At 41.4% G+C, this 21150-nt stretch carries 17 protein-coding genes; 2 read left to right on the top strand and 15 right to left on the bottom strand.

Features of this window, described 5'->3' with window-relative positions; translation table 11 throughout:
• Window positions 1-3: 3 nt before the first annotated feature.
• On the bottom strand, window positions 4-3579 hold the full coding sequence (locus IGK85_RS05840) for a SpaA isopeptide-forming pilin-related protein (protein WP_429972191.1): 3576 nt from the start codon (window positions 3577-3579) through the stop codon (window positions 4-6).
• Window positions 3580-3922: 343 nt separating this feature from the next.
• Here IGK85_RS05840 and IGK85_RS05835 point away from each other — a divergent pair, with 343 nt between their 5' ends.
• Window positions 3923-5416 carry a helix-turn-helix domain-containing protein gene (locus tag IGK85_RS05835; protein ID WP_008379651.1) on the top strand — a complete coding sequence of 498 codons (1494 nt, stop codon included), beginning with the start codon at window positions 3923-3925 and terminating at the stop codon, window positions 5414-5416.
• A 134-nt stretch (window positions 5417-5550) separates the two neighbouring features.
• Here IGK85_RS05835 and lepB read toward each other — a convergent pair whose 3' ends face one another.
• From lepB to IGK85_RS05800, 7 genes are all read right to left on the bottom strand, one after another.
• The gene (gene lepB / locus IGK85_RS05830; RefSeq protein ID WP_008379649.1) at window positions 5551-6099 is read right to left on the bottom strand and encodes a signal peptidase I; all 549 of its coding nucleotides are present in this window, start codon (window positions 6097-6099) and stop codon (window positions 5551-5553) included.
• 32 nt (window positions 6100-6131) lie between these two features.
• The gene (locus tag IGK85_RS05825) at window positions 6132-7562 is read right to left on the bottom strand and encodes a S41 family peptidase (RefSeq protein ID WP_008379646.1); all 1431 of its coding nucleotides are present in this window, start codon (window positions 7560-7562) and stop codon (window positions 6132-6134) included.
• 76 nt (window positions 7563-7638) lie between these two features.
• Complete coding sequence (locus IGK85_RS05820) at window positions 7639-7860, bottom strand: YozE family protein (protein ID WP_005236867.1); 222 nt, start codon at window positions 7858-7860, stop codon at window positions 7639-7641.
• Window positions 7853-8374: a peptide-methionine (S)-S-oxide reductase MsrA gene (msrA, locus tag IGK85_RS05815; RefSeq protein ID WP_008379644.1), complete on the bottom strand. Its 522-nt coding sequence runs from the start codon at window positions 8372-8374 to the stop codon at window positions 7853-7855. Before msrA ends, IGK85_RS05820 begins: the two co-directional genes overlap by 8 nt.
• Window positions 8374-9024 carry a YpmS family protein gene (locus tag IGK85_RS05810; RefSeq protein ID WP_005236869.1) on the bottom strand — a complete coding sequence of 217 codons (651 nt, stop codon included), beginning with the start codon at window positions 9022-9024 and terminating at the stop codon, window positions 8374-8376. Before IGK85_RS05810 ends, msrA begins: the two co-directional genes overlap by 1 nt.
• Window positions 9021-10007 carry an SGNH/GDSL hydrolase family protein gene (locus IGK85_RS05805; RefSeq protein ID WP_008379640.1) on the bottom strand — a complete coding sequence of 329 codons (987 nt, stop codon included), beginning with the start codon at window positions 10005-10007 and terminating at the stop codon, window positions 9021-9023. The genes IGK85_RS05810 and IGK85_RS05805 overlap by 4 nt, the downstream gene beginning before the upstream one ends.
• 214 nt (window positions 10008-10221) lie before the next feature.
• Window positions 10222-11064, bottom strand: coding sequence for a DegV family protein (locus IGK85_RS05800; protein WP_034872242.1), 843 nt, complete (start codon window positions 11062-11064; stop codon window positions 10222-10224).
• Window positions 11065-11190: 126 nt separating this feature from the next.
• Between IGK85_RS05800 and trhA the strand changes: the two genes are divergently transcribed.
• Entirely contained in the window at window positions 11191-11844 is a 654-nt protein-coding gene (gene trhA, locus IGK85_RS05795; RefSeq protein WP_005236874.1) for a PAQR family membrane homeostasis protein TrhA, read from the top strand.
• Window positions 11845-11907: 63 nt separating this feature from the next.
• Here trhA and IGK85_RS05790 read toward each other — a convergent pair whose 3' ends face one another.
• The 7 genes from IGK85_RS05790 to IGK85_RS05760 form a co-directional block, all read right to left on the bottom strand.
• Window positions 11908-12396: a dihydrofolate reductase gene (locus IGK85_RS05790; RefSeq protein ID WP_008379636.1), complete on the bottom strand. Its 489-nt coding sequence runs from the start codon at window positions 12394-12396 to the stop codon at window positions 11908-11910.
• A gap of 5 nt (window positions 12397-12401) precedes the next feature.
• Window positions 12402-13148 carry a hypothetical protein gene (locus tag IGK85_RS05785; protein WP_008379634.1) on the bottom strand — a complete coding sequence of 249 codons (747 nt, stop codon included), beginning with the start codon at window positions 13146-13148 and terminating at the stop codon, window positions 12402-12404.
• Between the two features lie 43 nt (window positions 13149-13191).
• On the bottom strand, window positions 13192-14139 hold the full coding sequence (locus IGK85_RS05780) for a thymidylate synthase (protein WP_008379632.1): 948 nt from the start codon (window positions 14137-14139) through the stop codon (window positions 13192-13194).
• Window positions 14140-14155: 16 nt separating this feature from the next.
• Window positions 14156-16063 (bottom strand): ABC-F family ATP-binding cassette domain-containing protein, encoded by a 1908-nt coding sequence (locus tag IGK85_RS05775; RefSeq protein WP_008379629.1) that lies wholly within the window; start codon window positions 16061-16063, stop codon window positions 14156-14158.
• Between the two features lie 204 nt (window positions 16064-16267).
• The gene (locus IGK85_RS05770; protein ID WP_008379627.1) at window positions 16268-18304 is read right to left on the bottom strand and encodes a cation:proton antiporter; all 2037 of its coding nucleotides are present in this window, start codon (window positions 18302-18304) and stop codon (window positions 16268-16270) included.
• 3 nt (window positions 18305-18307) lie between these two features.
• Window positions 18308-18589 carry a hypothetical protein gene (locus IGK85_RS05765; RefSeq protein ID WP_008379625.1) on the bottom strand — a complete coding sequence of 94 codons (282 nt, stop codon included), beginning with the start codon at window positions 18587-18589 and terminating at the stop codon, window positions 18308-18310.
• 190 nt (window positions 18590-18779) lie between these two features.
• Window positions 18780-20900, bottom strand: coding sequence for a peptidoglycan D,D-transpeptidase FtsI family protein (locus IGK85_RS05760; protein ID WP_008379624.1), 2121 nt, complete (start codon window positions 20898-20900; stop codon window positions 18780-18782).
• Window positions 20901-21150 lie beyond the last annotated feature (250 nt).

Raw genomic sequence — 21150 nt, 5'->3', positions numbered from 1 at the left:
AAATTACTTTAATGAAGGCTTATCTTTGCGCTTAACGTGCAAATAGCTACCAGCTAAAAGGACTAGCAGACTTGCTGAAAGAATGACCATCCATCCATGCCAATTCCCTCCGGTTTCAGGAAGAGACACTTTCACTTGATTGGTTACGATCAATTCTATTTGATTGTTCTTTTCTCCAGAAACAAGAAGATTCGGTAGTCGTTCTTCATCGATAAAGACCTGACCATCCTCTTCAATCTTGATTTGGACAGGTGCTGTTAAACCTGCATAGCCTGCGGGTGTACCAGTTTCTTCCAAGGTATAGCTGCCGGGTGTGAGATCTTGGAAGTGAAATACCGCTAGTGCTTCTCCGTTTTCAGGCAGTTCGACAGTCCGTCCGTTTCCACTTAGCCGGAATTTTGCCCCCTCAAGTGCTTGTCCCAGTTCATCCTGTTTATTGACCACCAAATCAAAAGGTTTTAACTGATTGCCATGGGTAAGGGTCCAACAGTTGGCATCCCCGTCGACATTTTCCCCTTGATACTGGATTTTTCCGTCTGTACCAACGACAAATTCATAGTCACCGGCAACCGTATCATATCCGAGCGGACCGGCTGTTTCTGAGATACGATAAGCGCCAGGCTCAAGGATCGTAAATTCAGCCATCCCAACATCATCCGACGTTTCTGAGGCGATTTCTTGATAATCCCCTCCTGCTGTTTTTTGTTGCAGAGAAAAGACAGCGCCTGCTAACAATACTTGCTGCTCATTTTGCAACGTATATTTTCGAATAGCGACTGGAATTTCTGTAAACGGATTGGTAATCTCCAGGATAATCGTATGCTCGACCAGTGTGACAGGTTGTCCATCAATCGTCGCATGCCCTTGCTCATCAATATGGATCAGCCACTCTGTTTGCTTAGCCAAATGATGTCCCGCCGGTGCAGTGACTTCCTTTAAACGATACGTCTGACTTTTTTGCAACGTAGTATCTGCTGGCAGCCCGTACGTTCCATCCCCTTGATCCACAAGGGTTACTGTCTTTCCAGCGCCCGTCAATTCAAAAACAGCACCTGTCAGCTTCACCTCTCCTACAGCGGATTTTTTGATCAGATTTAATGCGAGGGGCACAAACGTCTTTGTGTTTTTCCATGTAGAAACGTCCACTCTTGTCGACTCGTAGCCTGATACTGCCAGTTCATTTATGACTTGATAATTAAACGTTTCTCCTTGATTGTTATAAAGCGGCAGTAGACGGGTTTCTTCGTAATCCGTTCCATCCTTTTCAGAAACCGCGGAAACCTTGCTTCGTTCCCAACTTGTCTGATCTTGTGCATCGGTCTCAGTAAGTTTGAGATATCCTGTTTGCCAGCTCTCCTTGCTAGTAACTGGGCTTCTGCTTATTTCAAAATAGACAGATTCTGGGCGACTTGACGTATCGCCATCGTATTCCTCCCAGACTTTTTTGATCGTCAACTCTTTCCCAGGTGCTTTGGCAGAAGGCACACCAAACAATGCCTTTTGATCGGACTGATGATTCGGATAAAACACCGTTTCTCCATTCATTTGATACCAAGTATCTGGTTTAAAATCCGCTGCTTCCGTTTGAATCCGCACTTGATAATGAATTTGCAGTTCCTGTCCTTCGCCTAAATAAAGACCAGAAGCATTGAGTGTATTGTCAGATATCGTGACCTCAGGCTGCACCGTTAGAGCAGCAGAACCGACACTTTTGATGGACAAGCTATTTTCTTCGTATAAAAATGGCTGCGAAATGGGGTCAGTAATCTCTCCATCAGTGACTGTCGCCGAAATATGAAGGGCTTTTTTCTCGAGATAGTCGGCAATATCCGCTGCTTCATTGGCTGACTCATAATAAAGATGCCCCTCTTCATCAGCAGAAACCATCTGTCTCATTTTGTTCTCAACATCGGCCTTTGTATACCCAGCTGTTTGATCCCCTTGCAGTTGAATCCCCAATCCGTGAATCTCAATCCCGCGCTCTTTTAACGCCATCGCCTCACCGATCGTGGCGACAAACGTATTGTTGATCCATTTAGAGTTACCGTACTGATCAGATGCAAAATACCCGTTGTAGAGATGTGAAGTATTCATCGGCTGGTCTTGAGAAAGAGAAAAGGCGGTTCCATAATAACTACCATCTGCTTGTGTATGCACTTTGGACACATGATAACTGTAGGTCGGCACGCCATCTGTTAGCAAAACGATGACTTTCTTATGTCCATTTTGCGTTGATAGCATATCCCCAGCTTGGCGCAGCCCTCTTTGGGTAAAGGTCCCCCCAGCTGCTGTTTCTGGCGTCATCGTTCGGATCGTCTCTTTGACTTCAGAAAATTTTCCTAACTGGCAGGTTTTGTTTTGGTAATTGTTACCATCACTGGAATAACCGACATAGCCCATGTAAACACTGTCTTGAATGCCGCTTCCTTCAATTTGATTCAAAAAGCGATCCACACCTTTTTTTACTTCAGTGATGCGTCCCATCTCATTCATACTCCCTGACCAATCCACTACCAACACAACATCGATCGGATCAATTTGGCGTTGAACATTCCCTCGTACATTTAGGTAGACATCAAACAGTCCTGGAGTATTCGTCTCTTTTGCAAATTTCCGTAAAGCAAAATCCGCTTCATCTCCCACACCACCATACTCAATATACGAGTTGATCAAATTTTCTGGATCACCATTCCATGTAGCTACGCCATCCCAGGTTTCGCCTGCATCTTTGTTCCCCTGATGATTTAAGACATTGCTCTTTTCATCAATTGTCCAATTAGCCGAAGGATACGTCCCGCTTTGGTCTGTCGTATAATCTGGTTCAATCGAAGCAAAAGCCTGTGAAACGGTCGTTTTTTGATAAAGACGTTCTTGTTTAAACGGTTCAATGAGTGTTTCGTCTTCAGAAGAACTTGTCGTTGTTCCTGTTTCCTTTGTCTCTTCCTGCGTTTCTTCATTCGAAACACCTTTTGAGTCTTCATTCGACACTTGTTCCGAAGTTGACTCCGTGCCGGTTTCTGCAGCTTGTGAATCAGTTGAGCTGACTTCCACCCTATCTGAGGAAGCAGATTCTGTCGCAAGCGGAATGTCAACTATCAATTCATCCAAAGACGCCAATTTGTGCGATTCTTGATTTTCGTGATCATATTCTTCAATCTGAATCGCCAACTTCAGTTTTTTTGTTTCACTAGGTAGTTGAAACGTTACTTCTTGTTCACAGGGTGTTTGCAAGAAGTCTTGTGTTGTTAGCCAAGACTGCGCGGATTCATCCTCAATAAAAACCACCTCTTTGTTGTTCGTTTTCGTTAGCGGTTGTTCTTTTGTTTCATCAAGTGCATATAATTGTAGCCAGATGCGTTGCTGTTTGTTTTTTTGTGATAGCTGATATCGTAAAGTAAATTGATTGCCCTCCCGTTGACCTGTCAGCTTGATCTGCTCCGTTTCGGTAATAGCGATCGTATTTTCTTCTTGTGCACTTGCTGTCCCATTTGTTTGCAAACTCGAATAAATGAAAAATAATATCCCCCCTAACATACAGAAAATGAAAGAGAACCAGTGGTGTCTCTTTGTCAAAAACATAAAAAGACCTCCTTTCAAAGAATCAAAAATTACAAGCTGATGATACAAGAAAGAAGCGAAAGACACCTCTTTTTTTTATTTTCTGAAAAACAGGAAAAATTTACGCATCTGTAGTTATTCATAAATAAAAAAGTTTTTTTATTTCAAAGCGGAACCAATTAACCAACGTTATTTAATAACTAAAAAAAACTAGCGTTTTTCACATGCGATTTCTATTTTTGTTCTTTATGAGACAGCTCTGGCAAAAATTTGTCTCAGTTTTTCTAAAAAAAAGCAAAAGTTTTGAGACGTGTCTTTACACAGTAATATAAATAAGTTATTAATAAAATAAGAAGGTGATCATTTGATTGAAAAAATACTCTTAGATACCCGAGCATTAGACAAAATCGGACTCTACGGAAAACTACTATCAATTGCTCCGGGTGAATACAACATAGAGTTCGTGAAAAATCTGACCCATTTAAGTGCAACGAGATTGAAAAGTTTACTTTCCTCGATCCAAGAGGACCTGCAAAACCTCTCCCCAGTAAATCTTTCATTACATAAAAACACCCTTAGTCTCCCTAAAAATTTGATTGAATACAATCAATATCAGCAGTTTTTAGCCCAAGAAAGTATTTCTTATAAAATGTTGTTAAGTATCTTGACCAACCAAGATGAAAGTTTGCTGGCATTTTGCCAAAGAAACTATATCAGTCGTTCGACTTGTTTCCGACAAACGAAAAAGCTTCAGGATCATTTAAAGGAATTCAACGTAACCTTAAATCAATCCGCCATGACGCTTATCGGTTCAGAGATGGTGATTCGCATCTTATTGTTTAATTTTATCTGGCACATTTCTTTAGGGGATAGTTTGGTGAGGGCCTTTGACCAAGAGATCGAAGAGCTTTTTGTTACCTATGAAGGAACGAAATACAAAAGCAAGTATGAAATTGGCAAAAAAGAAGCCTTACTTCATTGCAAGATTTGTCTGTTTCGTTTAAAGGATGGTCACAAGACAAATCTTTATCAGTTAACGAACCGATCATTTATCCCCAGTGGTGAAAAGCTTGATTTCTTCTCTGCTTTCTTTATGATCATTGATTCAGCAATAGACATTCTTGAGATCAATTCTTTGTTCTTTCTTTTTTATTACTGGCCGATGCTGACTTCTGCCAAAGATGTGCGTCTTCCGATTGTAGCGGATTGTTACAATCACGAAAAGCTAGAATTAAAAGAGCTGATGACTGAGTTTGAAGAACATTGCCAAAAATTTCTCTGTGATTTTGACTTCGACCATCAGTCGTTCCTTTATATGAATACATATCTTACGTTGCTGAAGTTCTGTATATTTAAGCAAAAAGTCCCCCTTTCAAATTTTTTCGAAGCAAATGTCATTAAGGATAAATACCCATTACATACGATTTTGACAAATACCATTCAAAGTTTTTGGCGTAAAATAGCAAATCGTAAAGGTTATGAGTGGTTAAAAACCTGTTATACCGATCTTGCTTTTTATCAAGCCTGTTTGCTTTATCCCATTTACATTGAAAAGGAACAAAAATATAAACTTAAAGTTGCTTTTGTCTATGTATCTAACTACTTGGTTTCCATGGAAGTTTTTAATATATGTGAACGGTTGCCCTACGTTGAAATTGAACGGATCACGCTGCCAACTGAAGAACCTTTTGACTTTTATATTTTGAGCTCACCACAGCTTTTACCCCCTTTTACAACCGAAGAAAACTCGGCAATCATTGATTTTTGTCGCTATCGTGATTTTGAAACGAATTTATGTCAGAAACTATCGAATGCTTTTAATGAAAAAATAAAAAAATTAACAGCAATTAGTGACTAAGCAAACGCTTCTTTCGATGCTAACCATTTCCCTTTGGAAAAAGAATAAAAAGCTAGACAAAATCCCCCCTTGGAATCAACGGATAATTCCAAGGGGGGGATTCATTATTTAATTATTTATTGATTTTACACAAACTAAATCAATCGAATATGAGTCAATGGATAATAAACAAAACGAGCATTGCCTAAAATGGCCTCTCCTGATATTGGTCCAAAGGAACGGCTATCTTTGGAGGCACGTCGATTGTCTCCAATGACAAAGTAACTATCTTTCCCTAACTTCTCAACACCTAATAAAGATTCCAAATCAAAGTCATTGGTGTAAGAGACAGACTCGTGATCATTGCTGCGGTTCTTCACTAGAAAATCTTCATCTACCGGTTCATCATCAATGTAAAGCTGATCATTGACATATTTTACTGACTCACCCGGTAAGCCAATCACCCGCTTGATATAGGTCGAACCATCCGGCAACTGGAAAACAACGACATCAAAACGTTGGATGGGCGAAATCTTCTCAATGACCACCATGTCTCCTTGTTTTAAGGTTCCTTCCATCGAATTTCCTTCAACAGGAACTGGGATCAACAAGAATGCCCGAATCAAGAATGCTGTTGCAAAAGCGATCAACGCATATTTCACTACTAGCCAAAAACGATCAACCCAGAGTTTTTTCGCCTCCACACGTCTGCCTCCTCTCCAATTTTTCACTTAGTTTATTCTTCAGAAAGCAAGGACAGTGCTTTTAAATATGCTGGGTCCTCTGCTTTGAGTTTCTCCGTTACTTCTTTTTCGATCGCTTGGGCAGTGTCTGCATCGACTTCCCCAGTCACTTTTAAATCATGAGCCTCTTGGAAAGTCTTCACTGCTGCTGTCGTCCCATCGTTGAAGGTATCACCACTAGTGGCATACCCTAACGCTTTAAGAAATTGATTTAGATTATTGACTGCCGTTGATGATTGTCCAGCTTTTAAGGCATTGTCCCGTGGTAATGGCGGGAAATACGCATACTCTGGATAGTCCTCTTCATAATCCGGCATCACACCTTGATCATTGACCCAATTTTCATCCGGTGTCAGCCATTTCATGACCGTCATTTTTAATTCACTATTATCCCCCAGATCCTTCACGTTCTGAACGGTTCCCTTGCCGAAGGTTTCTGTACCAACAACTGGGATATCCGCTGATTCTTGCAAGGCTGCGGCAAAAATCTCCGATGCAGAGGCACTGCCGCCGTCGACTAAAACAACGACCGGCTCTGTGACTTTGAATCCTTCATCCAATGCTTCGCTCGCTTTGGTCTCACTGACCACCCCTTGATTGTTGGCAAACTTCACGATCGTTTGGCCGTTTTCTAAAAACATACTTGCCATGATCTGTACTTGGTCCAGCAATCCGCCAGGATTTTGTCTTAAATCCAAAACAAACGACTTTGCGCCGGCTTCTCGCAGTTCGGTGATGGTTTCTTTCAACTCAGCTGCTGTGTTTTCACCAAAGGAGGTAATATCGATACGACCGATTGTGTCATTATTTTCAGCAATTTCTCCATGGACTGTTTCGATTGGGATCACATCACGAGTGATCTCCACATCAAAGGTGTCCTGATCACGTTGAATCGTTAAGGTGACTTTCGTCCCTTTTTCACCACGAATCTTTCCCACAACTTCAGATAATTCCTGTCCTTGCGTATCTTCACCGTCTACCTTGACGATTCGGTCATTGATCCGCAGACCACTTTTTTCAGCAGGCGTATTTTTTATCGGCGCTTGTGCGACTTCTGGATAGTCTTCAACGATTGACAAGGTAGCACCAATCCCTTCAAAACTTCCAGAAAGTGATTGTTCTAAGTTATCCGCATCTGATTGGTTCAAATACGTCGTATAAGGATCATCTAGCGCATCAGTCATCCCTTGAAGGGCACCTTCTATCAAGGCATCCTCATCAACTTCTTGGTAATAATTCGCAAGGATTTGGTCATATAGCGACTGGATTTTCTCCATTCCGCTGGCTTCTGTGGTCGTTTCTGTCACCGGTTGCGTCGTCTGCTGATTTTGCTGAGCCGTTTGCCATAAATAGACACCGCCTCCTGACAAAATTGCGACACAAACGAGAGAAACGATATATCGGCTCGTCGTTAAACCTTTCATTCACAACACCTCTCTGAGAAAAAACAGCTCCGTTCTGCGGATTTTATGCAACCATACAAAACGAAGGATAGTTTTTTTATTTGTTATTTTCGAGATACTCTGCCCAGATACGATCAAAAATATCCATGGATGGCAAATAATCAACATTTAGTTCCAGATAAGAAGAGACTTCATCATAGTCATCGCTGTGCTTCGGAAACTGGATATCATGACTTGCATGAGTAGCAAAGATCTGGGCCTCATCTGTATGACTCGGTCCTTTGACTGCCATTAAATAGGTATAAAAACTTTTACGCATGTTCTTGCTCCCAATGATTTTCTAAAAAGGCTGCTCTACGGGCATGATTGCGAGCAAAATTCTCAGGATTCTTTTTGTAATACTCTTGGTGCTCTTCTTCCGCTAAATAAAAAGGTTGGGCTGGTTCGATCGTGGTCACGATCGGATCGGTAAATCGACCGGAAGCCTGAAGCGCCTCTTTGCTGGCTTCGGCTTTTTTCCGCTGCTCTTCATTAAAATAGAAGATAGCCGGACGATAATTGTCGCCGCGATCTTCAAATTGACCAAAAGCATCTGTCGGATCCGTTTGCTGCCAATAGATCGTCAAAAGGTCTTCATAACTGATTTTTTCAGGATCAAAAATGATTTCCACTGCTTCAGTATGCCCTGTTTGATGGCTTTTGACTTCTTCATAGGTTGGATTTTCGGTATGTCCTGCGGTATAGCCGGAAAAAATTGAATGCACCCCTTCTAATTCATCAAAGGGTTGGATCATACACCAAAAGCACCCACCGGCAAAAATTGCTCGTTCCATTATTCATCCTCCGTTTCAGCTGGTAAATATAAACTCATTTGAATTTCATCATCCACAAGATTGATTTTGTTGGCTTTGATAAACAAGCCATTTTGCATACGGAATTGATCCAAACGTATCAAAATGATTTGTTCATCGGCATTGACATCGATCCAGTCAGGAAATTTAAAACTACGTTTGATCATTTTCATTACTTCACTGGTGGGCAGATCCAAGGTGCCGATTGATAAGCTTTTGGCTTTCAATTGAACGTTACCTTCTTCGGTCACGTAAGGATCAAAATAGAGATAGAAGGTGATAGGAAATCCTAATACTTGAAACTCTCCCGTCAACAATGCCTCATTTCTTAGCTCAAAATTATACTTGACCTCTTGATCTTTTTGAAAATCTGACAGATAAAAATCAATCAATTGGTTGACCTGGCTCTTGTTGCTGTTAACGGTCAGAACAGGACTGCCCTCCCGTTGAACAAGTTCAGCACTTTCATTTAAGCCGGTTTCTCGCTGTTGAAAAATTCTTGAAGCAAAGAAAACCGTTGTGCCTAAAAGGATACCGACCAACACTAGAAAAGCAATTTTCCAGTAGTTGATCGATTTTTTTTTCGTTGCAGCTGTTTTTTCCGGCTGCTTCGTTGATTCGCTTGGTTTCATTTTGCTTCCTCCTCTAGCAACCAATAATTTTGCGTTTTGATCACTTCATCGCGAACGGCATTCGCCATCAGTTGATACCCAAGATTATTGGGATGGAAGCGATCGCCTTCATACAAAACATTGTTTGTGATATTATTCCCGACAGTTTGCGATGAGTCAGTTGTCGTTGAAGTACTGCTTTGTGATTCGTCCGAAGCTGTCGTCGATGAATCAGATAAGCGTTCTGTGTCCGATGATTCGGCAGTTTTCTCTGATTCTCCTTCTTCTGTATCAGCAATACCGACCTCATCACTTAACCCTTTATAGAGCAAATCGTTGATAGGAATAAAAAAGGCATTGTCTTGCTGATTGACGAACGTTTCCGTTTGTTTATTCCAGTTATCAATGATCGTCTGCATATCCGTGATTTCTGGGAAATTCAGATAAAATGGATTGTAGATGCCCAAGACATAGATTGGTGCATCACTATTCAAATCGCGGATTTGAGCAAATAAGTCTTTTAAACGTTCCTGGTAATCTTCCATCGGTTCCGTAAACGTCTCAATGCTCAAGCCGAAGAAATTGCTCTGAATCACTTTTAGTACGTCGTTACCGCCGACAGTCAAGGTAATCAAATCCGCTTGACTAAGATCTTGGCGTAAGTCTTCATCGTTTTTCACTCGCTTTAAAATCTGATCGCTTCTTTCACCAGCGACCCCATAATTTTTAGTTACCAAATTGCTCAAATCATAGCGATCCTCTAGATCCCCAGCCAAAATTGGCACAAAGCCACCACGAGCTGTTTCATCACCAACCCCTTCTGTCAAGGAATCCCCAAGAGCGAGATATTCAATGGCGGATTTTTTCGAATCATTGGCTGCTAGCTTGTCCACAGGGGTCAGCAATGGTTGGGCTTTGGGAACAGTAAAATGAAACAGTAAGCTAGTTCCAATAGCTATCAATCCCACAACGAGTAGATAAGTTACTAATTTCTTCCATTTCACAGGTATTCAAACTCCTTTGTAATCTTTGCTATTTTAACAAAATTCTCATAAAATTCCTAGTCGCAATCCTTCAAACTTAAGAAAGAAAACAGCTACCTGCCAAAGAGTCGACAAGCAAAGGCAGCTTCTTTTTTTGTTTTTTCTTCCTGACAGCTTGTCATACGCCAAAAAGCGATTCGTCATTAAACGAATCGCTGAAAGAAAACATGCTTTTTTATTCCGTACTATAAGTAATCGCAAAGGCACCTTTACCTGTGTGAGTGGCGATGATCGGTGTCGTGTGCAACAAGGGGATATCCAACTCGGGGAATAGTTCCGCTAATTCCTTTTGGAAACGTTCTGTGATTTCTAACCCTTCAGCATGAGAAATACCAATTTTCGTCACTTTAGGCATACTCTTCAGTTCAGCTTTTAACTCTTCAAACCATTTATTGAAGGTCTTGACACCACGTCCTTTGACGACTGGAATCAGTTCTGAATGATCAAAATCCATAATCACTTTCATGTTCAGCAAACTCGATAAAAGACCTTTGGCACGACTGATACGACCGCCTTTTACTAAGTTTTCTAACGTTGAAACGCCGATAAATAATTTCGTATGCTCACGCACCAAATCCACCTCTGGTAAAACTTCTTCTAGTGTCTTACCGGCTTTAGCCAATTCTGCTGCCCGAATCACTTGAAAAGCCAACGCTTGGTCTGTCGTGTCACTATCGATCACGGTGACTTTGGCTTTTGATAAATGACTGGCTTGACGAGCCGCTTCCACGGTTCCGCTAAGCCCTTTGGTCATATGAATCGATAGTATTTCACTGCCATCTTTGCCTAATTCATCATATAGTTCTACAAAATGACCGATTGGCGGCTGGCTAGTTTTAGGTAATTCTTTGGCTTGCGCCATCATTTGCATAAATTTTTCTCCCGGCAGCGTTTCATCATCTGGATAAACGACACCATCGATCATTACAGATAAAGGCACGACATGGATAGCCAAAGCATCACGGACACTTGGTTCCATCGTACTGGAAGAATCTGTCACAATTTTAAGATTTGCCATCATATATTCACTCTCTCTTTAAATCAAGTCTTTTTTCGTGGTAAAATAACCACAGACCATTTATACTAAGTATAACAGAGAGAAAATTTTTTTTCATCTAATTTCGATTCGAAAGGACGGTGCCGAATGCAGCACATGAAGTTTAGTCGCAGATATTTGATCGTCAATGAAGTATTAAATGCAGTAACCCACGGGATCGGATTAGGACTGAGTATCGCAGGACTGGTCATCCTCTTAATCAAGGGGGCAAATCTAGGGTCACCTATCCATATCGTTTCCTATGCCATTTATGGGTCGATGATGATTTTGCTCTTCCTCTTTTCTACCTTATTTCACAGTTTGATTTTTACCAAAGCAAAAAAGGTCTTCCAAGTCTTTGATCATGCCTCCATTTTCTTGCTGATCGCCGGAAGCTATACACCTTTTTGCTTGCTTAGTATCCAAGGCTGGCTTGGCTGGTCACTCTTTGTCTTGATTTGGCTACTAGCAATTAGCGGCATCGTTTATAAGTCACTGACTCTTCATAAAAAAGAGACTGTCTCAAAAATCTCCACCCTGATCTACATCATCATGGGCTGGCTATGTGTCGTCGCCTTTAAACCTCTGATCGAACATTTAGGCTACTGGGGAACATTTTTACTAGCAAGCGGTGGTGTTTCTTATACTGTAGGTGCGCTATTCTATAGTTTAAAATCCGTTCGATTCATGCATGTGGTTTGGCACTTATTCGTTATGTTAGGTGCTGGACTGATGTACTTCTCCGTCTTGTTGTATACCTAAAAATGAAGCATTGCTTACAAACAAAGAACAGGAAACTTTCGCTGCAGAAAGCTTCCTGTTCTTTTATTTTCTATGATAAAATTCAAATTGATGGGGATAACGGTTCTTTTCATCGACGATCCCATCGATCACATGATCAAGTTTCCATTGCGCCCAATCAATCTCTGGGAAATACACATCTCCGTTAAATTCCGCAGCGATCACTGTACGGTACAATTGATCGCAATCGTCAATCATCGCTTCAAAAACACCCGCTCCACCAGTTAAAAAAACGGGATGCTCTTGTTGCTTCACATACGCTAAGATTTCCTCTCGGTCATGCATCACTAACGCGCCGTTGGCTTGATAGTGTGGATCACTTGTCAAAACGATCGTCGTACGCTGCGGCAGTAATCTTTTTCCCATGCCTTCAAAGGTTTTGCGCCCCATTATAATCGTATTATTGATGGTTTGCTCTTTAAAAAATTTCAAATCATTCGGCAAATGCCACGGCAGTGTGCCATCCGCTCCGATCAAACCCTTTTGATCTTGTGCCCAAAGTGCGATCAACATAAAAATTACATCCCTTCTGTATAAAATGATTCCGAAATAGTAGCAGCAACCTGCAGCCGCTGCATCAGCTGAAAAGCTGATTCATGCTCAAATGAATCTTTGTTGCGCTCATCAAAGCGCAAGCCATCACAGGCTTGGTAAACAATTGTGCCGCCGCTTCTTTGGACATTTCTCGGCCATTCCCCATCGTTTAAACGCGCGTTGTTGTTTTTCAGTAAGGTCGGTATCAGGGAGATAGGAAAGAGAGCACTACCAGCTGCGACATCAATTTCTTGTATTTGAAAAAAGTCAGCTGCGATCTCGTTGATCAAGCGCTCCGTTCTTTGCCACGTTTGCGGATGACTCGCAAACGCCCTTGCAGTTCGCCCTAGGATACAATACGTATTCTCTGGTAACGGCTGTTTGCTTATTGCCACAAGTTCTTCTGGATACGTCTCGATCCAAGTCACTACGCGATCAAAATCACAAATATGCAATGAATCCAGCATTGGTAAATTATGCTGTGCAGCAAAAACAAGTCTTCTGCGGGCATCCGCCGCCCCTTTTGCTGGTATAAAAATGGCAGTGCACTGCTGATTTGATCGAATGGCTTCTTTTAGCTCCGGCACTGTTTCCTCGGATACGGATAGCCAAACTCCATCATAGTGCTGATGCAAGAAATCAATGCATTGATCAATGAGCAATGCATGAATCGATCCAGCATGTCTCTGATGAAAGGTCGCCGCAAAGCCTCGTTTGTGGGTATTTTCCATTACGCCTCATTCCTTTCTTTATGAAATGAAACCAAACAACCACTTAAACTGCGATCGGTGCTTTGATTGTTGGATGCGGATCATACCCTGCCAGGGTAATATCTTCCATTTCAAAATCAAAGATTGACTGTTTTTCAGGATTTAACTGTAAGCTTGGCGCCGGACGTACTGAACGAGTCAACTGTTCCTTCATCTGTTCTATATGATTACTGTACAGATGAGCATCACCTAATGTATGGATAAAATCTCCGACTTCTAGTCCAGTTTCATGAGCAATCAGGTGCGTTAATAGCGCATAACTAGCAATATTAAAGGGAACGCCTAAAAAGACATCGGCACTGCGTTGATATAACTGACAGCTTAAGCGACCATCATGAACATAAAATTGAAACATCGTGTGACAAGGGGGCAACGCCATCGTCGGTACATCTTCTGGATTCCAAGCAGAGACGATCAAACGACGAGAGTCTGGCGTTGTTTTGATCATCTCGATCACTTCTTTGATTTGATCGATAAACCCACCCGTACTTTTTTCCCAATGGCGCCATTGGTACCCATAAACATGACCCAAATCGCCGAAGGTTTCAGCGAATGAATCATCAGATAAGATTTTTTCACAAAACTGTTTCAACTCATGTTGGTACTGTTCATTGAAAGCTTCATCCACTAAGGAACGACGGCCAAAGTCCGTCATGTCAGGACCTGTGTAAGCATCACTTTTAATATAGCGTTCAAACGCCCATTCATCCCAAATGTGGTTATTATGTTCTAGGAGATAACGAATGTTGGTATCTCCTTTTAGAAACCACAATAATTCGCTTTTGATCAATCCAAAAGGAACTCTCTTGGTTGTCAGCAATGGAAAGCCTTGGGACAGATCAAAACGCATTTGGTGACCAAAGACACTGCGTGTTCCCGTTCCGGTACGATCACTTTTATCATTGCCTTCTGCTAATATTTTTCTTCCTAGATCTAAATATGCTTGTTCCATCGTTCTCTCCTTTACTTTACACAAATTCGCTCAAATATTCCCAACGATCCATTTTTTCTGCAAGTTGCGTTTCAACCTCGCTGATTTCTTGCTGTAATTTTTGAAGCTTGGTAAAGTCAGCTCCTTGATGATTCATCTCTTCAGTCAAAGCGGCTGCTTTTTCTTCTAAAGCCGCGATATCATCTTCAATTGTCGCCCACTCTTTTTGTTCCATATAACTCAGTTTCTTTTTGACAGGCGCTGCAGCAGACTCCTCACTATCAGCAGAAAGGGAATCGTTTTTTGATTCTTTTGGCTCTAGTACACTTGAACTAGCTTTATTGGTATTGGCTGCTAGGTACTCATTAATGGAACCAAAGTAGGACTTAATCCTGCCGTCTCCTTCGAAGATCAGCAATTTTTGGGCAACTTTATCTAAAAAGTAGCGGTCATGGGAAACAGTGATCACTGCACCTGGGAATGTTTCCAAATAATTTTCCAAAATCGTCAGGGTATCAATATCCAAATCGTTGGTCGGTTCATCTAACAAGAGAACATTTGGCTGCCCAATCAATAGCTTGAGCAAAAATAGGCGTCGTTTTTCCCCGCCAGATAGCTTGCCGATCTTAGTGCCATGCATGGATCGCGGAAACAAAAACTGTTCCAGCATTTCTGCGACACTGACTTGTGAGCCATCCACTTTTTGCACTTCCTCGGCTGCTTCTTGCAAATAAGCAATCATTCGCTGATCAGGGTTCATCGCTTCAATCGTTTGCGTATAATAAGCCATTTTCACAGTCACGCCAATCGTACGCTCCCCTTCTTCTAAAGGCAGGTGACCAGCTAAAATATTGAGCAACGTTGATTTGCCCGCACCGTTTTCTCCTGTGATCCCTAAGCGTTCTCTTGATTGAATCAACAAATCAAAGTGAGACAAAATCGTTTTGTTTTCAATCTGGAAACTCGCATCTTTTAGCTCTAAGACTTGTTTGCCTAAGCGTGTCGTAGCAACATCAATGGCCACTTCGCCGTTCCGTTTTACTTGATGTAGGTTTTCTTTTAAATCATCGAAACGATCGATCCGTGCCTGTTGTTTCGTTGTACGGGCCTTTGCTCCGGTGCGAATCCAAGCCAACTCATGTTTGTATAACTGCTTGCGCTTGTCTTCTTGCGTCTCCTCCACTCGTTCTCGTTCTGCTCGAGCATGAAGATACGTCTCGTAATTGCCTTGATATTCATGCAGTTTGCCAAAGGACAATTCAAAGATCCGGTTAACGACTCGATCCAAAAAGTAGCGATCGTGGGTCACCATCAATAACGCACCCCGATAATTTTTAAGATAGCCTTCCAACCATTGGATCGCATCATAATCTAAGTGGTTAGTCGGTTCATCCAATAACAACAGGTCTGGTTCATCGATCAATACTTGAGCCATAGCCACTCGTTTCTTTTGACCTCCAGATAACTCACTGACCTTTTTCTTTAAATCACTGATTCCAAGTTTTTGGAGGATAATTTTGGCTGTTGTATCTGTGTTCCAAGCATCGGCTTTATTCATCGCTTCTTCTGCCAATTGATAATTGCGCTGCGTTTGTTGATCCATACCATTATTTTCTAAAGCAATCAGCGCTTTTTCATAGTCGCGAACAACGCGGATCAGCGGACTGGTCCCTTGAAAAACAGCATCTACAACGGATAATTCTTCTTGTAGCTGATTGTCTTGCGCTAAAAAGCCAATTCGATAATCTTGACTGGCAAAAACAGTTTGGCGATCACCATCTCCACGATCCAAACCTGCTAAGATTCGCAGCAAACTTGATTTCCCCGTGCCATTGACACCAATCAAACCGATCCGATCTTTTTCATGTATCAGAAAAGAAAGCTGATCAAACAGTGTTTTTTCACCGTAAGTTTTGGTTAATTCACTTACTTTTAATTCTTTCACAGAATCCCTCCTGAGTTTTTTCTTCGCTCATTGTACCACATTTCATCCGAGGAAACGATGAGAGAAAGGAGCAGTTTTTGCAATAAAAAAGAATGCCTTCGTCAGTTTATTCCCTCTGATCATCGATGTTGATCATCTTTTAGGAATAACCTGACGGAGACACTCCATAAAACGTGCATCAAGTTGCGCGCCTTTTGAGACATATTATCGGCGGAACATCCGCTGTTTCGGTTGTTCTTCCGCTCGAGACATCGCATACGATTCTAACAGATTGACATTGCGTCGGTACTCATTTGCAGAAATCGTTGAAATTTTCTCAGCCACTTCATATTCATCGATCGTCTTGCGCTCAAGATAATAGCCCCAAAGGACTTTCTTAACAAAAATCGGGTCTTGCTCAATCATGATCGTTTCAATGAAATTGCTATGTTCAAACCGTTTGATGCTCATTTCTCGTTGACGAATAAAGAAATTGATCAGCGAGGAATCATAAACATCTTCTAAATTGCTCAAACTGTGAAAAATGTATTCGCTGTTTTTTAAGTAGATTTTTTGTACTTCAGAAATGTCTCGTTGTTTCAAGGCATCTTTCAGTTGCTGCTGCCGCTGTAAAAACAAACGTGGATGGATCAGTACACGAATAAAACGCTGAATAAAGAAGAGCCAAAAACTAAAGAATGAGAGAATTTGTTTTGCGAGGGAATGCTGCTGCTGAGAAATAAAGCGTGAATAAAAACGATAGCCATTTAGGCTGACTTTCCCATTTCGATAAGCTTCATCCAAGCCGTCTTGTTCGATCGATAAGATCAATCCTTGAATTTCTTGGATTTCTTGTTTTTCTGAATCAGTCAAACTATTGCGATACAATTCCCAACGACGATTTTCATAGGAATTGATGACAGCATCGATCGCTAAGCGACCTTTATCAGAAAGCTCTTGTTTTTCTTCTGCTTCCAATTGTTCGATGACGTCTTCTAAGATCAGCAAGTGATTGAAGTCGACACTTTCGGCAGCTTCACCATCTGCCAAATAAGGTAAGACCATCACGCTGATGATCAATGTCAGCAAAATTACACAGGCGGTCAAAAACAGGAGCAAGCTCCGTTCCCGAAACGGTGTCTCATGCACCATCACCGGTAAAATGAAGATGGCTGCCAAACTGACTGTTCCCTTGACGCCACCAAAGGTCAACAAGGCGACTTGATTCATGGATACTTGTTTTTTTGACTGTAAGAACCAATAATAAAATAGTAAAAAGATAAAACGTACGAGGAAAATCACCGCTGTGACGACTAAAATCGTGATGACTAGATGCCAGTTTGCATAGTTTTTGCTTTCCCAGATCGGTGAAAAGACTTGTGACAACTCGATCCCTAGAAAGAGAAACACTAATGCGTTCAATGTAAAGACAATGGTCGACCATGTGCTTTCAGAAATGTTCGCTAATTCTGCATCAAACAACGAGATCCGGCGTTTTCTTTGGGCTTGGGCTACACCTGCCACAACTGCTGCGATAATCCCTGAGACGCCAATCATTTCTGCCAGCAAATAGGCAGCAAATGGCAAGAGCAGTTCAATCAATAAGTATACTGTGACATCTTGTGCCGAGATTTTTTCAATAAAACGTAAAATCCGGCGTTTCAGCCATACTATCAAGTAACCGACAAGCCCGCCACCGATACTAGAGAAAAGAAGTTGGAAGCCTGCGTTGGCTGCTGAAAAACTCCCGGTAGTCAAAGCCACGATAGCAAACTGTAATGCGGTAACCCCCGAAGCATCGTTCAGTAAGCCCTCGCCTTCAAGAATATGCATAATGTTTTTGGAAATTTTCAAACGCTTTGCTAATGAGGAGACTGCCACCGCATCAGTTGGTCCTAACGCAGCCCCGAAAGCGAAGCAAGCAGCCAGAGGTATCGTCGGCATCAACCAATGGAGGGTTCCGCCGACCGCAAACAGCGTCATTAAAACGCCACCAAAAGCCAAAAACAGCACGATCTTGCTGTTTTTTAGGATCTCAGGTACATCTGCTCGTTCCCCTTCTCGAAATAGCAATGGACCAATGATCATTACTAAAAACATTTCCGGTTCAAAGGCGATCTCTTGACCCATTTCTGTAAGACCTAATAAAATTCCTAAGATGATTTGAATAAAAAAGATCGGTACTGAGGGCAATATTTTGCTCGCCACATTTGATAATGTGACAAGAATTGCAATGATAATGACGAGTTCAATAAATTCCATCCATTACCCTCTTTTCTTTCGAATGGCTAATAACAGCTCAAGAAAATCTTCTTTTTTTAAAAGGATCTTGTCGTTTAGAAGACCTAACTCCTTTTCGTTATTTTCAATCTCGCATTGGACACGCCGTGATTCCAAGCGATATAAATCGTGTTTCATTCGTTCAAATTTTCGGAAAAGCAATGGATTTTTCCGTTGCAAATAATCCCGAATCTCCTTTTTTTCAGCTGGTGTAAATTGTCCCAACTGCTTCATTAGTTCTTGCTTACTTAAACATTCCTTGTTCATAATTACGTTTTTTACCCCTTTTATCATCAGTTTATCTTTTTATTTAACGTGCAAATCAAAATTATCTCTTGACCGCTAGTATTCTAAGCCAATCATTCAAAAATAGCAAGTCTTTCTCACTAAATGTTGGTTTTCTATCAGTTTTCTTATAAAACAAAAAAACCGCAGTCTTCACTGCGATTTTTTATGCTTATTTCATATATAAGTCGTAGTAAGCATCCATGATCTCTTTGGCGATTTGAATATTTGGATGGGTATCTGTGTCGCCTTTTAATTGAGGCATTACGATCGCAATCGCAATATCCGCATCACTGCTTGGCCCGTAGGCAACGATGTTTAGGTTAACTAAGCTGATGGTATTGCCATTACTATCCACAATTGGTGTTTCGGCAGTACCTGTTTTGGCAGAGACCTCCATTTTCGCAGAAGCCAAGCCTTTGGCAGTTGCCCAAGCATCCGTTCCATGAACTGCATCATAAAATCCATTTTGAACAATTTGCATTTGAGCATCTGTTAAACCAACTTCATTCAATACCGTTGGTTCGATCTCTTCAATCAGTGAGCCAAGACCGCCAGTTTCATCATTGCCGTAAATACCGTCGACGATATGAGGCTGCAATCTTTTGCCACCATTAGCAACGGTTGCTGCATATTGTGCCAGCTGCAACGTGGTATAGGTATCAAACTGACCAAAAGCCAAGTCAAGGATCTTCCCACCATCACTGACGGGGTCCATATTATCGATCGATGTGCTGATACCAGTCGCTTCTCCCGGTAAATCGATCCCAGTTTCAGTTCCCATACCAAAAGAGGCAAAAGATGAACGTAGTTTTTCATAGACATCCCCTTGACGATCCACTGTTGGAATCGAGATACCTGACTGATAATTGATGCCCATCAAACGTAAAGCGACTTGCATCATATAGGAGTTAGAAGAAACTTCCAACGCCTGCTCCGCAGAAAGGTTACGATTATTTGCCCCAGTTGGATTGAAAATTGAGGCTTTTACATCGGAGCCAATTCTGATTGGTTGATCCAATAACACTTCATTGCCATTTAAGACCCCATTTTCCCAGCCAGCAGCCAAAGTCCCTGCTTTGACAACGGACCCTGGTACAAAGGAATTAATGAAGGTACCAATGGCATTTTCCTGCAATTCATTTGAACCTGTGTCATGATGATAGCCGGACATTGACAAAACGCCGCCGGTTTTTGGATTTAACGCCACTGCGTAAACCCCTGGAGAATATTCTGCTGCCCCAGAATCAATCAGTTTTTGGAAATTGTCTTGCAAGATTTTATCAACTCTCGCTTGAAACTCAGCATCTAATGTTAATACAAGGTTATCCCCTTTTGCCCCAGCAAAGGTTTCTTTTTGACTTTCAATATTATTATTGTTATCAAGGGAAATCTCAGAAATGGATTTTGTGCCTTGTAAGACTTCTTCATACTGCTGCTCTAAATAACTACGTCCAACTCGATCATTACGAGCATAGCCTTTTTCTAAAAATTCATCCAAAACTTCTTCCGGAATTCCTTGTTCTTCACTGGTCACCGTTCCGATCAAACTAGCCAGAGAACTTCCTTCAACGATGTTTCTCGTCCAATCGGTACCGGTGGAGATTCCCGGTAAATCGACCATGTTTTCAGCAACAATAGCTAATTCACGGTCAGACACATCCGACGTCTTAATAAAGACCGTACTCAAAGATTGGGCGCTATTCATCCGCTTAAAAATCGTGGCTGCTTCTAATTCTGCATCAGAGAAATTGATTTCATCTTCTGTCACTTTATCAACGGTTGCCGCATATTGTTCAGAAGTACCTAAAGAACGCTCTTCATCACTCAATCGGTCAGTTGCTGCTTCAAGATTTTCTTCATCGGCCAACCAAAAGTCCTTAAGATCACGATCAGACAAGTTTTTGTCCACAGGTACTTCGATCAACTCGCTCAATTTTTTGGCCGTTTCTAACAAATCTTGAGCGGTCATTTTGTTTCCGCGGGTAAATGTGATTGCTGCATTGGCTTGATTTTCCACCAGCGCTTTTCCAGAAGCGTCATAGATCATTCCCCGAGGGGCGCTTCCTTTGACTTCCACTACAGATGAAGCTTTCAACTGCTGCTCAATATTGTCGCCATTGACGATCTGTAGATAGCCTAATTGAACGATCAAGGACACAAACAAAGCAAAAATAATAAAAAACAAAAAGTTCAATCGAAATGGAACATGAGATTTGCGATACGATTTAGCCTTTGGTTCTTCTGGCCCCTTGCGTATCCCTTGGACAACTTTATCTTTCAAATTCTTCATCTCATCTATCCTTCCAATCTATAATGACTACTGTCCTATTTTACCAAAAAATTCGATTCGAAACAGAAAAAACAAAAAATATCCATTAATCCTTAGAAAAAACTATAAAAATTAGCGTGAATCCGAGTAAATGTTTCACAGTTTGAATGTTTCATTTTCATTCTTTCATGAAAAAATTGTTTTTTTAAGCTTTCTTATGTTTTTTCATTTGATGGTTTCGTGAAACAAGATTTCCGTTGGTGCTTTTGTG

Source organism: Enterococcus sp. AZ015, from assembly GCF_050499225.1.
Classification (GTDB): domain Bacteria; phylum Bacillota; class Bacilli; order Lactobacillales; family Enterococcaceae; genus Enterococcus_D; species Enterococcus_D entomosocium.
This window is presented reverse-complemented; position numbering and strand designations above follow the sequence as displayed.

Excerpts from the sequence above, each read along its gene's own strand:
- IGK85_RS05840 (WP_429972191.1), bottom strand. The coding sequence starts at position 3,579 with ATGTTTTTGACAAAGAGACACCACTGGTTCTCTTTCATTTTCTGTATG.
- IGK85_RS05825 (WP_008379646.1), bottom strand. The coding sequence starts at position 7,562 with ATGAAAGGTTTAACGACGAGCCGATATATCGTTTCTCTCGTTTGTGTC.
- IGK85_RS05820 (WP_005236867.1), bottom strand. The coding sequence starts at position 7,860 with ATGCGTAAAAGTTTTTATACCTATTTAATGGCAGTCAAAGGACCGAGT.
- msrA (WP_008379644.1), bottom strand. The coding sequence starts at position 8,374 with ATGGAACGAGCAATTTTTGCCGGTGGGTGCTTTTGGTGTATGATCCAA.
- IGK85_RS05810 (WP_005236869.1), bottom strand. The coding sequence starts at position 9,024 with ATGAAACCAAGCGAATCAACGAAGCAGCCGGAAAAAACAGCTGCAACG.
- IGK85_RS05800 (WP_034872242.1), bottom strand. The coding sequence starts at position 11,064 with ATGGCAAATCTTAAAATTGTGACAGATTCTTCCAGTACGATGGAACCA.
- trhA (WP_005236874.1), top strand. The coding sequence starts at position 11,191 with ATGCAGCACATGAAGTTTAGTCGCAGATATTTGATCGTCAATGAAGTA.
- IGK85_RS05790 (WP_008379636.1), bottom strand. The coding sequence starts at position 12,396 with ATGTTGATCGCACTTTGGGCACAAGATCAAAAGGGTTTGATCGGAGCG.
- IGK85_RS05785 (WP_008379634.1), bottom strand. The coding sequence starts at position 13,148 with ATGGAAAATACCCACAAACGAGGCTTTGCGGCGACCTTTCATCAGAGA.
- IGK85_RS05780 (WP_008379632.1), bottom strand. The coding sequence starts at position 14,139 with ATGGAACAAGCATATTTAGATCTAGGAAGAAAAATATTAGCAGAAGGC.
- IGK85_RS05770 (WP_008379627.1), bottom strand. The coding sequence starts at position 18,304 with ATGGAATTTATTGAACTCGTCATTATCATTGCAATTCTTGTCACATTA.
- IGK85_RS05765 (WP_008379625.1), bottom strand. The coding sequence starts at position 18,589 with ATGAACAAGGAATGTTTAAGTAAGCAAGAACTAATGAAGCAGTTGGGA.
- IGK85_RS05760 (WP_008379624.1), bottom strand. The coding sequence starts at position 20,900 with ATGAAGAATTTGAAAGATAAAGTTGTCCAAGGGATACGCAAGGGGCCA.